The sequence below is a fragment of the Bradyrhizobium sp. RDI18 genome (assembly GCF_043203335.1).
In the GTDB taxonomy this organism is placed as follows: Bacteria; Pseudomonadota; Alphaproteobacteria; order Rhizobiales; family Xanthobacteraceae; genus Bradyrhizobium; species Bradyrhizobium retamae.
Map to the genome: position 1 here is coordinate 2,350,003 of NZ_JBICRN010000008.1, position 16,031 is coordinate 2,366,033.

Consider the following 16,031-nt stretch of genomic DNA (forward strand, 5'->3'; position numbering starts at 1 on the left):
AGGAGTGACGATGAGCAGACGAGCACGCCGGAACCACACACCGGCCTTCAAGGCGAAGGTGGCGCTTGCCGCCGTCAAGGGCGACCGGACGATAGCTCAGCTTGCCGAGCAGTTCGACGTCCACCCCAATCAGATTACGGCGTGGAAGGCGCAGCTGGAGGGCGGCGCTTCCGGAGTTTTTGGATCTGGCAGCGCTGCGCCGGCCACGCCTGCGATCGATGTGAAGTCGCTGCATGCCAAGATCGGGGAGTTGACGCTGGAGAACGATTTTTTAGAAGGAGCGCTCACCAAGGCGGGATTGCTGAGCGCAAAGCGATGATCGACCGCGAGCATGATCTGTCGATCACCAGGCAGGCGGAAGTTTTGCAGATCAGCCGCGGCAGCGTTTATTACCTGCCGCGGCCGGTGCCGGACGCCGATCTCGCGATCATGCGGCGTCTCGACCGGCTGCATCTGGAGTTTCCCTTCGCCGGTTCGCGAATGCTGAGAGGCCTGCTGGCTGCCGAGGGGTGCAAGATCGGCCGCCGGCATGTCAAGACGCTGATGCGGCGGATGGGGATAGAGGCGCTCTATCGCCGTCCGCGCACCACCAGACCCGAGCCCGGCCACAAGATCCATCCATACCTGCTGCGCGGCATGGAGATCACGCGACCGAACCAGGTCTGGGCGATGGACATCACCTACATCCCGATGGCGAGTGGCTTCGTCTATCTCGCCGTGGTGCTGGACTGGGCAACACGTCGTGTTCTGTCGTGGCGGCTGTCGATCACCATGGAAGCGACCTTCTGCGTCGAGACGCTGGAGGATGCCTTGGCTCGTCACGGCAAGCCGGACATCTTCAACACCGATCAGGGCTCGCAGTTCACCGGACAGGCTTTTACCGGCGTGCTCGCCGACAACGGCATCGCGATCAGCATGGACGGCAAGGGCGCATGGCGGGACAACGTGTTTGTCGAACGGCTCTGGCGCAGCATCAAATACGAGGAGGTGTACCTGCGGGCCTATGACAGCGTCAGCGAGGCGCGCAGCTCGATCGGCCGATATCTCGACTTCTATAACAGCAGGCGTCCCCATTCGAGTCTTGACGGCAGCACGCCGGATCACGCCTACTTCACCCCGCTGCCACTCCGCATGGCAGCCTAACCCCGGCAGAGGCTCCACCTATCGACGCGGAAACTCTGTTCAGACGACCGGGACCAGCTCTCACTTTCAATTACCCATAATTTTAGCTCGATCGCAGCCCCCAATTCGAGGTCGGTGAGTCGCGATAGTCCGCGCCAGATCACGATATTTCCTGGAGGTGGGTCGTTGGCCCGTGCCAGGTATCCTCCGAGCCGCGCGATCTTGACGACGTAGTGGGAGATCGTGGTTCGCTGAGCGCGGTTTGCGCCCCGATCCTTCACCAAATGATCGAGAAGCTTTATTTCGGGATCTGTCAGCGCCGTTTGCGGCGGCGCATTCGGCGTGGAGCGATTGAGCATCGTCATCCAGAAGACGGTGAGCGTCACGATAGGATCACCGGTGCCCGGGCTTGACTTGCGCGGAATGCTCTGGATAGCGCGGTCGGGATGATTGACGCCGCCGGGGCGCGGTGATGGGGTGATCCCGGTTCGGAGCGGGCAATGGGATCAGAATGAACAGCGAGTCGCAGCTGCGCGAGAAGCTTCGGAAGATCGAGGCGTTGTTCGTGGGGGCCGGAACTGCTGGTGAGCGCCTTGCGGCGGAAGCCGCGCTGCAGCGGGTGCGGGCCCGGGTCGAGGAACTCGCTCGCCACGATCCACCGATCGAACAGCAATTCTCACTTCCCGACCAGTGGTCTCGGCACCTTTTTCTGGCGCTTTGCCGCCGATATGGGCTGCGGCCGTTTCGTTATCGCCGGCAGCGACGCAACACGGTGATGGTCCGTGCGTCACGGGGCTTCGTCGACAAAGTGCTGCTGCCGGAGTTCACCGAGCTGGAGGGTGCGCTGCAAGTGTATCTGCACGAGGTGACGCTGCGCGGTACGCATCCGAGGGCGGCCGCCTTGCAGAGGTTGGCTATTGCATGATTACAGGCAGTATGGACACCATATCTACTGCCAATAATGCGAAAGTTATGGAGGTTGTCGACACAGGACGGCGGCGGCGGTTCAGTATTGAAGCGAAGCAGCGGATTGTGGAGGAGAGTTATTGCTGTGGCGATCCTGTTTCTGTCGTTGCTCGCCGCCACGGACTTTTTCCTGGTCAACTGTTCGGATGGCGACGCCTGGCGCGACAGGGCGCTCTTGGAGCGCTTAGCGCCAAAGATGGCGAACACGGGTTTGTTGCGGCTCTGATTGAGCCGGATCCAACGAGAAGCGATGGGAGCCGTGACGACGCTCGCTGCGAGCAGGCTGTTGGACGGATGGAGATCGTGCTCGGCAGCGGTGTTCGTCTGATCGTTGGAGTGGATGTCGACATCGCCGCTCTATCGCGGGTCTTAAGAGTGCTGGAGGGCCGATGATCCCGATTCCGACGGGCGTTCGTGTGTGGCTTGCGACCGGCTACACCGACATGCGGTGCGGCTTTCCGAGTTTGGCTCTCCGCGTGCAGGAAGTGCTCAAGCAAAATCCTCTTGGCGGAAATCTTTTTTGCTTCAGGGGAAAACGCGGCGACCTTTTGAAGGTCATTTGGCATGATGGCCAGGGGGCATGCCTGTTTACAAAAAGACTTGAGAGAGGAAGGTTCATCTGGCCTTCGGTTGCAGGGGAAGCAGTGACGATCTCTCCGGCGCAATTGAGCTATCTCTTGTCTGGAATCGACTGGCGTAATCCTCAAGAAACGTGGCGTCCAACGCGAGTTGGATAAGCATTTTGCGATTGAACTTGCCAGCCAATCTGATTCACTGGCTTCATGAATTTGAAGCCGGATGATCTTCCTTCGGACCTCGCGAGCGCCCAGGCGGCGCTGCTGGTCGAGCGTGAAGCGCGGCAAAGGGTCGAGGCTGAGCGCGATGCGGCCGTGGCTGAAGCCGCCAGCGCGCAGGCAAAGCTGTCCGACACCGAAGCGCTGATCGCTCATCTGCAGCTCAGGATCGAAAAGCTGAAACGCGAGTTGCATGGGTCGCGCTCCGAACGCACGGCGCGGCTGATCGAGCAGTTGGAGTTGCAGCTGGAAGATCTGGTAATGTCGGCGACCGAGGATGAGCTTGCAGCTCGGGCCGCGGCGGCGAAAACCCAGACCGTGCGCGCGTTCACGCGCAAGCGGCCGGTACGCAAGCCCTGGCCGGATGACATCGAACGCGAGCGCGTCGTCATCGATCCCCCGACCACCTGCGCCTGCTGTGGCGGGGCGCGGTTGTCGAAGCTGGGCGAGGATGTGACCAGGACATTGGAGGCGATCCCGCGCCGCTACAAGCTGATCGAGACGGTGCGAGAGAAGTTCACCTGCCGGGATTGCGAAGCGATCACGCAGCCGCCGGCGCCGTTCCATGCCACGCCGCGCGGCTTCATCGGACCCAGCTTGCTGGCGATGATCCTCGTCGATAAGTTTAACCAGCACCAGCCTCTTAATCGTCAGAGCACGCGCTTCAGGTGCGAGGGGATAGACCTGTCGACGCAGACGCTGGCCGATCAGGTCGGCCACGGAACGTTCGCCGTCATGCCGCTCTTCGACCTTATCGAGAGCCATGTGTTCGCGGCTGAGCGGCTTCATGGTGACGACACCACCATCCGCATTCTGGCGAAAGGCAAGTGTACGACCGGGCGAATCTGGACCTACGTGCGTGACGATCGTCCCTTCGGCGGTCAGGCGTCGCCAGCGGCGGTCTATTACGCCTCCGGCGACCGACGAGGTGAGCACCCACAAAAACATATGGCCCGGTTCAGTGGAATCCTCCAGGCGGACTGCTACAACGGCTTCGAGCCGCTGTTCGATCCGAAGAAGAAAGCGCTGCCGATCACGCCGGCATTTTGCCTCGCGCATGCGAGGCGAAAGTTCTTCGAGCTGGCCGACATCGCAAAAAATGCCCGGGAGGGCAAGAAGGGTAAGCCGATCTCCCCGATAGCGCTGGAGGCGGTCAGGCGCCTCGATGCACTCTTCGTCATCGAGCGCGAGATCAACGGCTTGACCGCCGCCGAGCGGCTTAGCGTGCGACAGCAAAAGAGCAAGCCACTGTTCGATGCGATGCACGAATGGGTGACCACCGAACGCGCCACACTCTCGCGCTCCTCCGAGGTTCGCGAGCCGATCGACTACATGCTCAAGCGCTGGGCCGACTTCGCCCGCTTCCTTGATGATGGCAGAATCTGCCTGACCAACAACGCTGCGGAAAGAGCGCTGCGCGGTATCGCTCTCGGAAGACGCAATTGGACCTTTGCCGGTTCTCAGCGCGGGGCAGACCGCGCCGCTGTCATGCTGACGCTTCTCACCACCGCACGCCTCAACGATGTCGACCCGCAAGCCTGGCTCGCCGATGTTCTGGCCCGTATCGCCGATCTGCCTGCCTCGCGCCTGCACGAGCTGCTTCCTTGGGAATGGAAAAGGCTACGCGCGGTCGAAAAAAAACTCTGATCAGCGGTCCGTCGCAACCTGAACGTCTCAACCGGCTAGCGACCATCATAACCCAGACCGTCTATGCGCGCGCGTAATCGTTGCGCGGCCGTCGTCGGATGCGTACGCTGCGCGTGATCCGCGAAGAGATCTACGACGACGCCAGCGATGCGCAGGAAGTTCCCGACGCCTTGCCGTCGAACTGATCAAGCGGCGAGCATTGCCTCCGAACCGTCGCGCTCGGCTTTCCAATTCCACGGCAGCAGCGTGTTCAGCTGATTGATCTTGGTACGTCCGGAGACGATGCGCTCGAGAACATCGGTCAGATAGTGCCGCGGGTCGATGTCGTGAAGCTTTGCCGAGTTGATGAGCGATGCTAGAGTGGCCCAGGTTTCGGCGCCGCCCTCACTGCCTGCGAACAGATAGTTTTTCTTTCCTACCCCGATCGGCTTGATGCTGCGTTCGACCGTATTGCTGTCGATCTCGATGCGCCCATCATCGACGAAGCGCGTCAGGCCGTCCCAATGGTTGAGGGTGTAGCGGATGGCTTTGCCTAGACCGGACTTCTTCGAGACTTCTAGCAGTCGCGCCTCGAGCCAGGGCTTGAAGTCCTCGATCAACGGCCTGGTGTCGGTCTGCCGCACTGCAGCCCGATGCGCCGCCGGCAGACCGCGGATGCGATCCTCGATGGCGTAGAACATCGCGATCCGTTGCAGCGCTTCCGCGGCAATCGGCGACTTGGTCGCGACGTGAACGTCCCAGAACTTCCGCCGCGCATGCGCGAAGCAGAACGCCAACTGCACCAGATGGCCGCCGTTCTTGATCAGGCCCTTGTAGGCGGCATAGCCGTCGACCTGCAGGATGCCGTGGTAGTCCCCGAACAGCTGCTTGGCGCGGATCGCCTTGCGATCCTCGGCAAACATGTAGACCACCGCCGGCGGCGCCGGGCCGCCCCACGGGCGGTCGTCGGTGGCGATCGCCCAGAACTGGCAGACTTTGGTTCTGCCACGGCCGGGATCGAGAACTGGCAGCGGCGTCTCGTCGGCAAACAGCCGCGGGTAGGACATCACTGCGCGGCGCAACAGCGTGTGAAGCGGCTTCAGCCACCAGGCGGCGCGGCCCATCCACGAGGCCAGCGTCTGCCGATCGAGCGTGATGCCTTGCGCGGCGAACATCTGTTCCTGCCGATACAGCGGCAACTGGTAGCCGTATTTCATCACCGCGATGTGGGCCAGCAAGGCTTCCGTCACCATCCCGCCATCGATCGCCTGGGCCGGCGCAGGTGCCTGCATCACACCCTGGCGGCATCCCCGGCAGCCATACCGCGGACGCACAATGCGCTTGACCCGGTACTGCATCGGAATGACGTCGAAGGCTTCCTTGACGGTCTCCCCGATCTTGTGCAGCCGCTCGCCGCAGCAAGGGCAGATGTGGCTCTCGATATCGATTACGACATCGATGCGCGGCAAATGCTCCGGAAGCTTCCCCCGGTTGCGTCGCGCCGGTCGCTTTCCACGGCCCTCCGCTCCATCAGGCAGCCTGCCTCCGGTTACGTCGTCGTTGGCCGCGGCACGAGCCGCCTGTGCCGTGATGGTGAAGAGAGGCAGCTGTCCGGGATCCAGTGTCTCGGAGCGGGGACCGAAGATCGTGCGCTTGAACTGGGACAGGATCATCAGGAGCTTGTCGTTCTCCTGAACCGCAGCGTCGCGTTGGGCGATCGCCGCATCACGCTCGGCCGAAAGCGTGCTGCATTCCGCCGACAACGCCGCAAGCCTTGACGACAGCGCCATCACGGTTTGTCGGAGCAATGCTGGATCGGAAGGCAAATCACTCATGCAGAGTGATTTTACAACAACTCCGCATGAGTGACGAGCTACTCTTGATACGGATCAACCAGCTCGCGCTGGCTGATCCACAACCCGCATCGGCACACGCTTCCAGTCTGAGCCATCGAGCAGCACCGAGAGTTGAGCATGAGATAGCGGCATGACGCCTTCCTTGATCGGCGGCCAGGTGAACTGCCCCTCGATTCTTTTGTAGTAAAGGACAAGGCCGCTTCCGTCCCAGGTCAGGATCTTCACGCGATCTCGGCGCTTGGACCGGAAGACATAAAGTCCGCCGTCGTACGGATTGGCCCCAAACGCCTCGCTCACCAGCATCGCCAGCGAGTCCATCCCCCGACGGAAATCGATCGGCTGCGTCGCGATCCAGATCGACAACCCAGGTCGGAGCCCGATCATCGGCCAACCGTCCCGACTGCCGCCAGCACCTCGCACAGCGCCCGCCGGTCGACTGTTCCCCTGACATGGATGCGAACCGCGCCGACCTCGATCTCGATCGCCGCCTGCTCTTCACTCGGCAATTGGCCCCCGCAGCCGGTGATCGCGACCGGCACAAAGCCAGGTGGCATGCCTCTGTCCCCGCGCTCCGCGACCTGCGCCCGCGTGGCCTGGCGACGCCAGAGAAACAACAGACTTGGCCTGATGTCGTGTCGCCGTGCCACCGCGGACACGCTTGCACCCAGCGCAAAACTCTCCGCGACAATCGCCGCCTTCGCATCGGCCGACCAGCGCCGTCGCCGGCCGGCCCCAGTGATGATCTCGACACGCTGCAGCGTGTCAGAAGACTCCTTGAGGATAGGCGTATGCCTATCCGTATCGCTATCCTTACGACTATCCTTAAACATGGCGAGACCTCGTGATGATTCAGTCCACGAGATCTTCCTAACCCACCAAATCAGCCCTCAGCGCGTGGTCCCTGGATGACGCTCACAAGAAGACGCGCGCTTCCCGAAGATCATGTCCTTGAACGTCTGCATTGTAAGACCGTATGTCCGCCTCTGCCGATGAGGTGGCTCGCCCTACACTGCGCGTCCGAGGGTTGCTCGGGCGAACCGAGCCAATCCTCATCACAGGAGGACGAGCCGTGGCAGATTATAGGGAAGCATTCGTCGGAATCGATGTGTACCATGGCCCGCGTTCATCAGGCACGACGCCGTACGGAAGCCGGCGTGCGAGCCCGGTAATCACCACCGGTGCAAACGGCGGTGCGTCATTCCATATCCCGGGCGTAACCGATTGCCCACCTCCGCGACGACGCGACTGCGGTGCGTTCCCAGCTTCATGAAGCAAAGCTTGGGCCTCGCGACGCCACCCGAACAATTGCTTGGGGCTCAGCCCATGGCGCCGCACCACCTCCGACACACCGACTCGCTCGCGAGACTCGCCTCCACGAGGCGGGCCTTGTCCTCGCTCGACCATCGCCGGCGACCGCCAGCGCCCGTGATCAGCTCGACCCGCCGCATCTCCGTGACGCCGCCAGCAACCTGTCCGCCGTGCTTTCAAGCTTACGCTCTAGCATAACCGGGAGACCCCCGGCTCTGCCGGGGAGGCAGCATAAGTTTGACATTTACGGCGGTCGCCCATCGCCGAAACTTCTGATCGTGAGCCACCACGCACACGAAAGGAAGTTTGACGATGGACGAGTACGAGAGCGTAAGCCACAGCAAGTGGGAGTGCAAATATCATATTGTGTTCATTCCCAAGTGCCGCAGGAAGACGCTTTACGGAGAGTTGAGGCGGCACCTCGGGGATGTGTTTCCCAAGCTGGCACAACAAAAGGAAAGCCGGATCGAAGAAGGTCATCTGATGCCGGATCACGTTCACATGATGATTTCGATTCCGCCAAAATACGCAGTCTCGCAGGTGGTCGGGTTTATCAAGGGTAAAAGTGCGATCCATTTGGCCCGTGTATACGGAGAGAAGAAACGCAATTTTGTAGGCCAGCATTTTTGGGCGAGAGGGTACTTCGTCTCGACCGTAGGTCGGGACGAAGCGGTGATACGGGAGTACATCAGAAACCAGGAGCAAGAGGACAGCCGCTTGGAGCAAATGAATTTGTGGCGTTGATCGGCCACCTTCAGGTGGCCAACAAATGTAGGGTCGCGTTAGCGACCCAGACTGCCGCTTCGAGCGGCCCAATACCTAAAGCCCCCGGCTCTGCCGGGGGATACTTACTCTTACTGAGTCAGAGTGTCGCGGTCTTTGTCGACAGGAATCATATATTTGAGAAGACTCACTTTTCAGCATGGGGAGGCTGAGATGGGTCTGACAAAATCGGGAGACGTAGCGTCGCGGTTTTCGGCATGCGGATTCCGAGACGATGGTGCGCACCGTACCGATTTGATGGCGCGCAGGGTTCCGAAATGATCACGCGCAGCATTCCGAGCATTCTCCGCGCAGCATTCCGATTTGATCGCGCGCAGTTTCGGATGGTGTGAGGCCTGATCGTTGGGCCATTTCTCCGGCTGGAAACAGCTTGGAGAATTGGATGCCGACGAGGAGGGTTATCATGCGCCAGGTGCGCGAGATTGTGAGGTTGAGCCTTGAGGCTGGGCTCTCGACGCGCGTGGTTGGCGAGCGTGTCGGCGTCGGGCCGACGACGGTACGTGACACGCTGAAGCGGTTTGCGCGCGCGGGTCTGGCATGGCCAGTCCCGGAAGCGATAAGCGACGCCGAGCTGGAGCAGCTGCTGTACGGGGTTCCTGGCGTGAAGCCGGGCCGCCGCAAGGTGGCCGAGCCTGACTGGTCCGTTATTGCCCGCGAGCTCAAGCGCAAGCACGTGACCTTGCAGGTGCTGTGGGACGAGTACATTGCAGAGCATCCGGACGGCTATCGGTACAGCCGGTTCTGTGACTTGTTCCGCAACTGGGAAGGTCGGCTGCCGCTCGTGATGCGCCAGCACCACGGCGGGGGCGAGAAATTGTTTGTCGACTATGCCGGCGACACGGTGCCGGTGGTTGACCGTAAGACTGGCGAGGTGCGTGACGCGCACATCTTCGTCGCGGTCATGGGCGCATCCAGCTTGTCGTTCGCGCTGGCGACGTGGACCGAGCAACTCGGCGACTGGATCGCGGGACATAACGCGGCCTTCAGCTTTTTTGGCGGCGCGACGCAACTGCTGGTGCCCGACAACGCCAAGGTCGCGGTGATCAAGGCCTGCCTCTATGACCCTATGGTCAACCGCAGCTATAGCGATATGGCGCAGCGTTACGGCACGGCGATTTTGCCGGCACGGCCGCGTCGCCCGAGAGATAAGGCTAAGGTTGAGGCCTGCGTCGGAATCATCGAGCGTTGGCTGCTGGGGCGGCTGCGCAACCGAACTTTTTTACAGCCTGGCCGAACTCAACGGTGCGATCGCCGAGTGGCTGACCAAGCTCAATGACGGACGGGTGCTGCGCCAGTATGGCCGCACACGGCGCCAGTTGTTCGAGGAAATTGACGCGCCGAATCTTAAACCGCTTCCTGGCGAGCCGTGGGTCCATGCCGAATGGCGCCGATGCCGGGTCGGGCTCGACTATCACGTCGAGATCGAACGACACTACTACTCGGTGCCCTATCGCTTCGCCCGTCGCGAGGTAGAAGCGCGGATCTGTGCGCGAACGGTTGAAATCTTCCTGGGGGGCGAGCGTATCGCCGCGCACATGCGCGGCAGCGGCAACGGGCGGCACACGACGATCAGCGCCCACATGCCTTCCAGCCACCGGCGCTACGGCGAGTGGACGCCGGCAAAGATCCGCAGCGAGGCAAGCCGGATCGGCCCGATGCTGCGCCTGCTGATCGACCGGATCATCGAGGATCGGCCGCATCCCGAACAGGGCTATCGTTCGTGCCTGGGGATCATCCGTCTTGAGAAGCGCTTTGGCGCCGAGCGCCTCGAGGCGGCCGCGCTGCGCGCGATTGAGATCCAGGCTCGCAACTACCCAAGCGTCAAATCGATCCTCGAGAAGGGGCTCGATCGCGTTGCAACGCCCGCGTCCGCCGAGCGCGAGCCGATCATACACACCAACATCAGAGGCTCGGACTATTACCACTAAGGAGAGAAAATGCTGACACACCCCACACTCCACTTGCTTACCCGGCTCGGCCTTACTGGCATGGCCGAGGCCTTCACGAGCCTCGCCGAGAACGAGGAGGTCCGGGGTCTCGCTCACGCCGAATGGCTGGCGTTGCTGCTGGACCACGAAGCGACCTGGCGCAACAACCGGCGCCTGGCGCTTCGTCTTCGCAAGGCAAAGCTGCGTCATCATGCCGTGCCCGAGGATATCGACTATCGCGCCCCCCGTGGGCTCGACCGCCGCTTGTTCGACATGCTGCTCAAGGGAGACTGGATCAAAAACCATGAGAATTGCGCCATTGTCGGGCCAACCGGCGTCGGGAAAAGCTGGCTTGGCTGTGCGCTTGGTCACAAGGCCTGCCGGGACAACCACTCTGTACTTTACACTCGGCTGCCGCGGTTGTTCGAAGAACTGGACCTTGCCCGGGGCGACGGCCGACTCACTTCGCGGATGAAGAGCATCGCCGCCGTCGAGCTCCTGATTTTGGACGATTGGGGCCTCCAAGCCATCGACGCCAATGCCCGTCATTATCTGCTCGAAATCCTTGAAGACCGTTACGGCCGTCGATCAACACTCGTCACCAGCCAGCTTCCAATTGCCAAATGGCATGAGCTCATAAATGACCCAACTTACGCTGATGCCATACTTGATCGCCTGCTTCACAACGCTCACAGGCTCGAACTGAACGGTGACTCCATGCGTCGCCCGCCGGTTCTTCCTCGGCCTTGATTACATCGTCGGCCGATGAAGACCGAGACTGCAGCCCGCGAAGCTGACCGGCCGCTACGGCACTGTTGGGGGTGCGCGTCCAGTCAGCTTCGCTCCGTCGAGCGACACCATCAAATATGAGACGTGATCTCTTCGGCAGCCGCTTGACCACGGGCTGACGATAGTGCCAATTGCCTTTAACGATCGGGGGCTTCTACATGCGCGCGATCAGATTGAAACGCTGCGCGGCATCAGATTGGAATAACTGCGCGCGATCATTGAATCCGCACGGCATATATTGAGGGTCTTGCAAGCGTGATCGGACATGCGGGACGGGCCAAACCGCTTCGCGATTACTGCACTGGGCTAATGATGCCGTGCGATCGCAAGAGTGTCGAGCCGATGGCGGCGATGACGGCTCCTGAGCGGACAGCAGCGCAGCATCAGGCGTTGTTGCATTTTGTCGGTCAAGGCGACTGGTCGGATCAGCAAGTGTTGGCCAAGATCCGTGAGTTAGTGCTGCCGGGCATCGAACGCCACGGAGAGATCGAAGCTTGGATCATCGATGATACGGGCTTTCCTAAGAAGGGGCGGCATTCGGTCGGGGTTGCGCGGCAATATTTGCGGTCAGTTGGGCAAGCAAGACAATTGTCAGGTTGCCGTGACGCTTTCGCTTGCGAACCATCATGCGAGCTTGCCGGTGGCCTACCGGCTCTATCTACCAAGGGAGTGGGTGACGGATCGTGCACGCCGGCACAAAGCTGGAGTCCCCAAGGAAATCACCTTCAAGACCAAGCCGGCGATTGCACTTGATCATTTGCGATGGGCCTGTGCGGTGGGCTTGCCGCGCGGCGTGGTACTGATGGACGCCGGCTATGGCACCGACACCGCTCTGCGTGGGAGTATTACCGAACTGGGCCTGAGCTATGTGGCCGGCATCTTGCCACAAACCTCAGTATGGGCACTCGGAACTGGGCCGCGGCCGCCGAAGAAGTGGTCGGGAAACGGACGACCTCAAAACTGCTACGGCGTGATAGCAAACACCGACCGATTTCGGCCAAGAAGCTTGCGATCGGTCTGCCAGCGCATGCTTGGCACAAGATCACGTGGCGTGAGGGTACGGCAGAACGGTTGTCTTCGCGTTTTGCCCGTGTGCGCGTCCGTCCGGCACACCGAGATTACTGGCTTGCCGAAAGCCGGCCGGAGGAATGGCTGTTGATCGAGTGGCCAGAGGGCGAGGAAGCTCCGACCAAATATTGGTTTTCAACGCTTCCGGCGAACGTTGGATTCCGTCAGCTGGTCGATATCGCCAAGCTGCGCTGGCGCATTGAGCGCGACTACCACGACCTCAAACAGGAGGTCGGCCTTGGCCACTTTGAGGGTACGCATCCGACGACGGCCGCGCAACGATTACGCGCGCGCATAGACGGTCTGGGTTATGATGGTCGCTAGCCGGTTGAGACGTTCAGGTTGCGACGGACCGCTGATCAGAGGTTTTTTTCGACCGCGCGTAGCCTTTTCCATTCCCAAGGAAGCAGCTCGTGCAGGCGCGAGGCAGGCAGATCGGCGATACGGGCCAGAACATCGGCGAGCCAGGCTTGCGGGTCGACATCGTTGAGGCGTGCGGTGGTGAGAAGCGTCAGCATGACAGCGGCGCGGTCTGCCCCGCGCTGAGAACCGGCAAAGGTCCAATTGCGTCTTCCGAGAGCGATACCGCGCAGCGCTCTTTCCGCAGCGTTGTTGGTCAGGCAGATTCTGCCATCATCAAGGAAGCGGGCGAAGTCGGCCCAGCGCTTGAGCATGTAGTCGATCGGCTCGCGAACCTCGGAGGAGCGCGAGAGTGTGGCGCGTTCGGTGGTCACCCATTCGTGCATCGCATCGAACAGTGGCTTGCTCTTTTGCTGTCGCACGCTAAGCCGCTCGGCGGCGGTCAAGCCGTTGATCTCGCGCTCGATGACGAAGAGTGCATCGAGGCGCCTGACCGCCTCCAGCGCTATCGGGGAGATCGGCTTACCCTTCTTGCCCTCCCGGGCATTTTTTGCGATGTCGGCCAGCTCGAAGAACTTTCGCCTCGCATGCGCGAGGCAAAATGCCGGCGTGATCGGCAGCGCTTTCTTCTTCGGATCGAACAGCGGCTCGAAGCCGTTGTAGCAGTCCGCCTGGAGGATTCCACTTAATCGCAAGGTGGCGGTAATGTGAAGGAATGCCGGCTCGGCGCGTGAGTATCGCGAAAATCCTCAGATCCGGCACAGGCTTTGCTCCGCATTATTTTTCGGTGACCTCTGCAGTCGTTTGACCAGCAGAGGAGACGATGATGCTGAAATCCAGTGAAGACCTGATCGCCGAGCTCAAGGCCGTACTGGCCGGCCAGCGCTATCACCCGAGGACGATCAGTAACTACTGCGGGTGCGCGCGCAGATTCCTCGTATCTCGAACGGCGGGAAATCCAGGTTGAGAACGTGACCGAGGCGCTGGTGTCGACATACATAAGCCATGCGAGTGGGATGTTGCGCAAACGCCATGGTCGATCAGGGCCACACCAGCACCCGATCCCGCGCGCCGGAATCCATGCGCTGCTGCGGCTTGTGCAGGGCCAGTGGCCACCCCCTCCGAAAGCAGCCTGCGCCGCCGAGGCCGAGCGATTTGCGATCTGCGACGAATACGAGGTCTGGCTTCGTGAGGCGCGAGGCCTCGCCCCCGCCAGCATCGAGGCTTTGATCTGGGAGGCCCGGCACTTCCTGACCTGGCAGTTCAGGCGGAACGGTGACAATAGCCTGATGGGCCTGAGGGTCGACGACATCGACCGCTATATGGAAATGCGCGCGCCGAAGCTGGCACGCAAATCGTTGAGCGCCGTCGCGAACCGCTTGCGCTCTTTGTTGCGGCATCTGCACCGGGTCGGCCGTACCGCGATCGACCTGTCGCCGCACGTCATCGGCCCGCTGATCTACGCCTATGAGGGCGTGCCCTCGATTCTGGAGCGAGATCAAGTTGCCGCCGTCCTGAAGGCGGTGGGAAAGGACAGGACACCGAGGGGGTTGAGGGACCATGCGATCCTGCAATTGCTTGCGACCTATGGCCTGAGGTCGAGCGAAATCTGCAACCTGCGGCTTGAGGACATCAACTGGCGGGCGGAATCGATCCGCATCCGGCACACCAAGACCAGGGCCTGTTCCTTCCTGCCCCTGATGGAGCCGGTCGGCGAAGCAGTGCTTGCTTATTTGCGTGCGGGGCGGCCGGCGATCGACGCCCGGGAAATCTTCATCCGCATGCGCGCTCCCTATCGCAAGCTCAGGATGTTGGACAGCGTGGTACGACGCCGGCTGCGCCACGCCGGTGTCAAGCTGCCGGGCAAGAGCGGTGCCCATGTCTTCCGACATGCACGCGCGGTCGAGATGTTGCGCGCATCGGTCCCGCAGAAGGTCATCGGTGATTTGCTCGGGCACCGGTCGGCGGAATCCACGGTGCCCTATCTCAAGCTTGCCACCGAGGACCTCAGGGCCATCGCACTCGACGTGCCGGAAGCGGAGCTGCTGTCATGACAACATGGCCCGATCCCGAACGGCAGTTGATCGCGCGCTATCTGGCAGGCCTTGGCCTGCGCCACGCCGACAGCTGCGCCTCTTACAGGCAGGTGCTGAACAGCTTCCAGGACGTCGCTGAACGCCATGCCGAGCTCGGCAAGGATGTTCTGGTGGCCTGGCTGCAGACATTGTCCGACCATTGGATGGCGACGACGCTGCTGAACCGCACCCGCATCATCGATCGGTTCCTCGATCACCTTCTGAACATCGGAGCGATCGAGCGCAATCCCGTCACCGCCTTGTGCGAGGCATGCAATATCAAGCGATGTCGGCCGATCTGGCGCGCACTGGCGTCGCATGACCCCGAACAGACCCTTGCCGAACTCCGCCAGCCCAAGCCGTTCGGCAGCATGCTGGGCGGGATCATGGCCGAGCACGTCGCGCTGATGCGCAACAGAGGATACAAATACACCTCGCAGCCCGCATGGCTCTTGCGGTTCGATCGGTTCCTGCAGTTGAATCCTGCATTGCAGGATGAACCGATCGAGGTGATGCTGGAGCATTGGAAGAAGGCAAGAACGACACTCAATCACGCTGCGGAGTGTGAGAAACTGGAGCGGATCCTTGCGAGGGTCCTGCGCCATAAGAATCCGTCGCTCCCGCCGCGCCGCCCGGACCCGCGACCGCAGAAGGAATTAGCGAAGCAGTGGCGCAAGCCTTACATCTATACGCCGACCGACGTACGGCAGATGCTCGATATTGCCCGTTCCTATCCCTCGCAACGGGCCCCGCTGCGTGCGCCGAGCATCTATGCCATGTTTCTGCTGGCCTATTGCGCGGGGCTTCGGCGTGGCGAACTTGCCCGCCTTGATCTTGGTGACGTTGACTTCCGCGTCGGCACAATCACGATCCGGCAGACCAAGTTCTACAAGACGAGGATCCTGCCGTTGTCTGACAGCGTGATCGCCGAGCTTCGGGCTTATCTCGATGCGCGGCAGCAGGCCGGTGCACCGCAGGATCCGTACTCCGCCCTGTTCTGGCACGAGGGGCGCAACGCCCGCTATACAAAGCAGGTCATCGCCTTGTTGCTCGTCGACGTGATCCGCCGAGCCGGGCTGAAGCCGCCAGAAGGGCGAATGGGTCCCCCGTCTTCATGACCTGCGCCACTCGATGGTCGTGCACCGTATCCTCGAGTGGTACCGCTCGGGTATCAATCCGCAAGACCGGCTGCCGTTCCTCGCGACATATCTTGGCCATAAGGATATCCACTCCACCCTCATCTACATCACCGTTACACAAGATCTGCTGCATCTTGCGAACGAGCGGTTCAGGGCCGTAGGCGCACCATGCCTCGATCTGGGGCAGGAGGTGCGGCCATGAACAAGGCGAACGCGT

Annotated in this window: 18 protein-coding genes and 3 pseudogenes; 15 read left to right on the forward strand and 6 right to left on the reverse strand. The window is 61.4% G+C overall.

Going from position 1 to position 16,031, the window contains the following annotated elements:
- Positions 1 to 10: 10 nt before the first annotated feature.
- Positions 11 to 1,143 (forward strand): IS3 family transposase gene (locus ACFXS9_RS20405; RefSeq protein ID WP_392685372.1). Its coding sequence is split into 2 segments (ribosomal slippage): positions 11 to 266 and positions 266 to 1,143, totalling 1,134 coding nucleotides; the frame shifts between segments, so codons are not numbered across the junction.
- On the opposite strand, the gene ACFXS9_RS20410 is transcribed toward ACFXS9_RS20405, so the two are convergent.
- Positions 1,140 to 1,508: a hypothetical protein gene (locus tag ACFXS9_RS20410; RefSeq protein WP_392691521.1), complete on the reverse strand. Its 369-nt coding sequence runs from the start codon at positions 1,506 to 1,508 to the stop codon at positions 1,140 to 1,142. The two genes, ACFXS9_RS20405 and ACFXS9_RS20410, sit on opposite strands and share 4 nt — an antisense overlap.
- 125 nt (positions 1,509 to 1,633) lie before the next feature.
- Between ACFXS9_RS20410 and ACFXS9_RS20415 the strand changes: the two genes are divergently transcribed.
- Genes ACFXS9_RS20415 through tnpC (ACFXS9_RS20430) form a run of 4 tightly spaced genes read left to right on the forward strand, consistent with a single transcriptional unit; the run spans position 1,634 to position 4,529 of the window.
- Positions 1,634 to 2,047, forward strand: coding sequence for a hypothetical protein (locus tag ACFXS9_RS20415; protein ID WP_392691524.1), 414 nt, complete (start codon positions 1,634 to 1,636; stop codon positions 2,045 to 2,047).
- Between the two features lie 11 nt (positions 2,048 to 2,058).
- Positions 2,059 to 2,481 carry an IS66-like element accessory protein TnpA gene (gene tnpA, locus ACFXS9_RS20420; protein WP_392691527.1) on the forward strand — a complete coding sequence of 141 codons (423 nt, stop codon included), beginning with the start codon at positions 2,059 to 2,061 and terminating at the stop codon, positions 2,479 to 2,481.
- On the forward strand, positions 2,478 to 2,825 hold the full coding sequence (gene tnpB, locus ACFXS9_RS20425; RefSeq protein WP_392691530.1) for an IS66 family insertion sequence element accessory protein TnpB: 348 nt from the start codon (positions 2,478 to 2,480) through the stop codon (positions 2,823 to 2,825). The genes tnpA (ACFXS9_RS20420) and tnpB (ACFXS9_RS20425) overlap by 4 nt, the downstream gene beginning before the upstream one ends.
- A 45-nt stretch (positions 2,826 to 2,870) precedes the next feature.
- Positions 2,871 to 4,529 carry an IS66 family transposase gene (gene tnpC / locus ACFXS9_RS20430; RefSeq protein ID WP_392691533.1) on the forward strand — a complete coding sequence of 553 codons (1,659 nt, stop codon included), beginning with the start codon at positions 2,871 to 2,873 and terminating at the stop codon, positions 4,527 to 4,529.
- 185 nt (positions 4,530 to 4,714) lie between these two features.
- On the opposite strand, the gene tnpC (ACFXS9_RS20435) is transcribed toward tnpC (ACFXS9_RS20430), so the two are convergent.
- The 4 genes from tnpC (ACFXS9_RS20435) to ACFXS9_RS20450 all read right to left on the reverse strand — a co-directional run bounded on the left by tnpC (ACFXS9_RS20435) (position 4,715) and on the right by ACFXS9_RS20450 (position 7,768).
- The gene (tnpC, locus tag ACFXS9_RS20435) at positions 4,715 to 6,298 is read right to left on the reverse strand and encodes an IS66 family transposase (protein ID WP_392699857.1); all 1,584 of its coding nucleotides are present in this window, start codon (positions 6,296 to 6,298) and stop codon (positions 4,715 to 4,717) included.
- Between the two features lie 99 nt (positions 6,299 to 6,397).
- Positions 6,398 to 6,748, reverse strand: coding sequence for an IS66 family insertion sequence element accessory protein TnpB (tnpB, locus tag ACFXS9_RS20440; protein WP_038952245.1), 351 nt, complete (start codon positions 6,746 to 6,748; stop codon positions 6,398 to 6,400).
- On the reverse strand, positions 6,745 to 7,194 hold the full coding sequence (gene tnpA / locus ACFXS9_RS20445) for an IS66-like element accessory protein TnpA (RefSeq protein WP_057841645.1): 450 nt from the start codon (positions 7,192 to 7,194) through the stop codon (positions 6,745 to 6,747). Before tnpA (ACFXS9_RS20445) ends, tnpB (ACFXS9_RS20440) begins: the two co-directional genes overlap by 4 nt.
- A gap of 247 nt (positions 7,195 to 7,441) precedes the next feature.
- A complete protein-coding gene (locus ACFXS9_RS20450; protein WP_082637736.1) occupies positions 7,442 to 7,768 on the reverse strand; it encodes a transposase in 327 nt (108 codons plus the stop codon).
- Between the two features lie 216 nt (positions 7,769 to 7,984).
- Between ACFXS9_RS20450 and tnpA (ACFXS9_RS20455) the strand changes: the two genes are divergently transcribed.
- The 6 genes and pseudogenes from tnpA (ACFXS9_RS20455) (at position 7,985) to ACFXS9_RS20480 (ending at position 12,564) form a co-directional block, all read left to right on the forward strand.
- On the forward strand, positions 7,985 to 8,416 hold the full coding sequence (gene tnpA / locus ACFXS9_RS20455; RefSeq protein ID WP_392691537.1) for an IS200/IS605 family transposase: 432 nt from the start codon (positions 7,985 to 7,987) through the stop codon (positions 8,414 to 8,416).
- A 442-nt stretch (positions 8,417 to 8,858) separates the two neighbouring features.
- Positions 8,859 to 10,383, forward strand: a pseudogene (gene istA / locus ACFXS9_RS20460) (IS21 family transposase).
- 9 nt (positions 10,384 to 10,392) lie between these two features.
- A complete protein-coding gene (gene istB, locus ACFXS9_RS20465; RefSeq protein WP_108522827.1) occupies positions 10,393 to 11,133 on the forward strand; it encodes an IS21-like element helper ATPase IstB in 741 nt (246 codons plus the stop codon).
- A 348-nt stretch (positions 11,134 to 11,481) separates the two neighbouring features.
- Positions 11,482 to 11,655: pseudogene (locus ACFXS9_RS20470) on the forward strand (transposase); the annotation flags it as partial.
- A 22-nt stretch (positions 11,656 to 11,677) separates the two neighbouring features.
- The gene (locus ACFXS9_RS20475) at positions 11,678 to 12,331 is read left to right on the forward strand and encodes a transposase (protein ID WP_392691539.1); all 654 of its coding nucleotides are present in this window, start codon (positions 11,678 to 11,680) and stop codon (positions 12,329 to 12,331) included.
- Positions 12,328 to 12,564: a hypothetical protein gene (locus tag ACFXS9_RS20480; protein ID WP_392691542.1), complete on the forward strand. Its 237-nt coding sequence runs from the start codon at positions 12,328 to 12,330 to the stop codon at positions 12,562 to 12,564. Before ACFXS9_RS20475 ends, ACFXS9_RS20480 begins: the two co-directional genes overlap by 4 nt.
- A 35-nt stretch (positions 12,565 to 12,599) precedes the next feature.
- Here ACFXS9_RS20480 and tnpC (ACFXS9_RS20485) read toward each other — a convergent pair.
- Positions 12,600 to 13,283 (reverse strand): annotated as a pseudogene (gene tnpC / locus ACFXS9_RS20485) (IS66 family transposase); the annotation flags it as partial.
- A 140-nt stretch (positions 13,284 to 13,423) separates the two neighbouring features.
- Between tnpC (ACFXS9_RS20485) and ACFXS9_RS20490 the strand changes: the two are divergent.
- The 4 genes from ACFXS9_RS20490 to ACFXS9_RS20505 are packed head-to-tail and all read left to right on the forward strand — an operon-like array spanning position 13,424 to position 16,016.
- Positions 13,424 to 13,567 (forward strand): hypothetical protein, encoded by a 144-nt coding sequence (locus ACFXS9_RS20490; RefSeq protein ID WP_392691545.1) that lies wholly within the window; start codon positions 13,424 to 13,426, stop codon positions 13,565 to 13,567.
- A 49-nt stretch (positions 13,568 to 13,616) separates the two neighbouring features.
- Positions 13,617 to 14,654 (forward strand): site-specific integrase, encoded by a 1,038-nt coding sequence (locus ACFXS9_RS20495; RefSeq protein ID WP_392691548.1) that lies wholly within the window; start codon positions 13,617 to 13,619, stop codon positions 14,652 to 14,654.
- A complete protein-coding gene (locus ACFXS9_RS20500) occupies positions 14,651 to 15,793 on the forward strand; it encodes a tyrosine-type recombinase/integrase (RefSeq protein WP_392691551.1) in 1,143 nt (380 codons plus the stop codon). The genes ACFXS9_RS20495 and ACFXS9_RS20500 overlap by 4 nt, the downstream gene beginning before the upstream one ends.
- A gap of 19 nt (positions 15,794 to 15,812) precedes the next feature.
- Positions 15,813 to 16,016 (forward strand): hypothetical protein, encoded by a 204-nt coding sequence (locus ACFXS9_RS20505; protein ID WP_392691554.1) that lies wholly within the window; start codon positions 15,813 to 15,815, stop codon positions 16,014 to 16,016.
- Positions 16,017 to 16,031: the final 15 nt, after the last annotated feature.

Bases quoted from the DNA above. Each gene is read 5' to 3' on its own strand.
- ACFXS9_RS20415 (WP_392691524.1), top strand. From the start codon at position 1,634: ATGAACAGCGAGTCGCAGCTGCGCGAGAAGCTTCGGAAGATCGAGGCG.
- tnpA (WP_392691527.1), top strand. From the start codon at position 2,059: ATGGACACCATATCTACTGCCAATAATGCGAAAGTTATGGAGGTTGTC.
- tnpB (WP_392691530.1), top strand. From the start codon at position 2,478: ATGATCCCGATTCCGACGGGCGTTCGTGTGTGGCTTGCGACCGGCTAC.
- tnpC (WP_392691533.1), top strand. From the start codon at position 2,871: ATGAATTTGAAGCCGGATGATCTTCCTTCGGACCTCGCGAGCGCCCAG.
- tnpC (WP_392699857.1), bottom strand. From the start codon at position 6,298: ATGGCGCTGTCGTCAAGGCTTGCGGCGTTGTCGGCGGAATGCAGCACG.
- tnpB (WP_038952245.1), bottom strand. From the start codon at position 6,748: ATGATCGGGCTCCGACCTGGGTTGTCGATCTGGATCGCGACGCAGCCG.
- tnpA (WP_057841645.1), bottom strand. From the start codon at position 7,194: ATGTTTAAGGATAGTCGTAAGGATAGCGATACGGATAGGCATACGCCT.
- ACFXS9_RS20450 (WP_082637736.1), bottom strand. From the start codon at position 7,768: ATGGTCGAGCGAGGACAAGGCCCGCCTCGTGGAGGCGAGTCTCGCGAG.
- tnpA (WP_392691537.1), top strand. From the start codon at position 7,985: ATGGACGAGTACGAGAGCGTAAGCCACAGCAAGTGGGAGTGCAAATAT.
- istB (WP_108522827.1), top strand. From the start codon at position 10,393: ATGCTGACACACCCCACACTCCACTTGCTTACCCGGCTCGGCCTTACT.
- ACFXS9_RS20475 (WP_392691539.1), top strand. From the start codon at position 11,678: ATGATACGGGCTTTCCTAAGAAGGGGCGGCATTCGGTCGGGGTTGCGC.
- ACFXS9_RS20490 (WP_392691545.1), top strand. From the start codon at position 13,424: ATGATGCTGAAATCCAGTGAAGACCTGATCGCCGAGCTCAAGGCCGTA.
- ACFXS9_RS20495 (WP_392691548.1), top strand. From the start codon at position 13,617: ATGTTGCGCAAACGCCATGGTCGATCAGGGCCACACCAGCACCCGATC.
- ACFXS9_RS20500 (WP_392691551.1), top strand. From the start codon at position 14,651: ATGACAACATGGCCCGATCCCGAACGGCAGTTGATCGCGCGCTATCTG.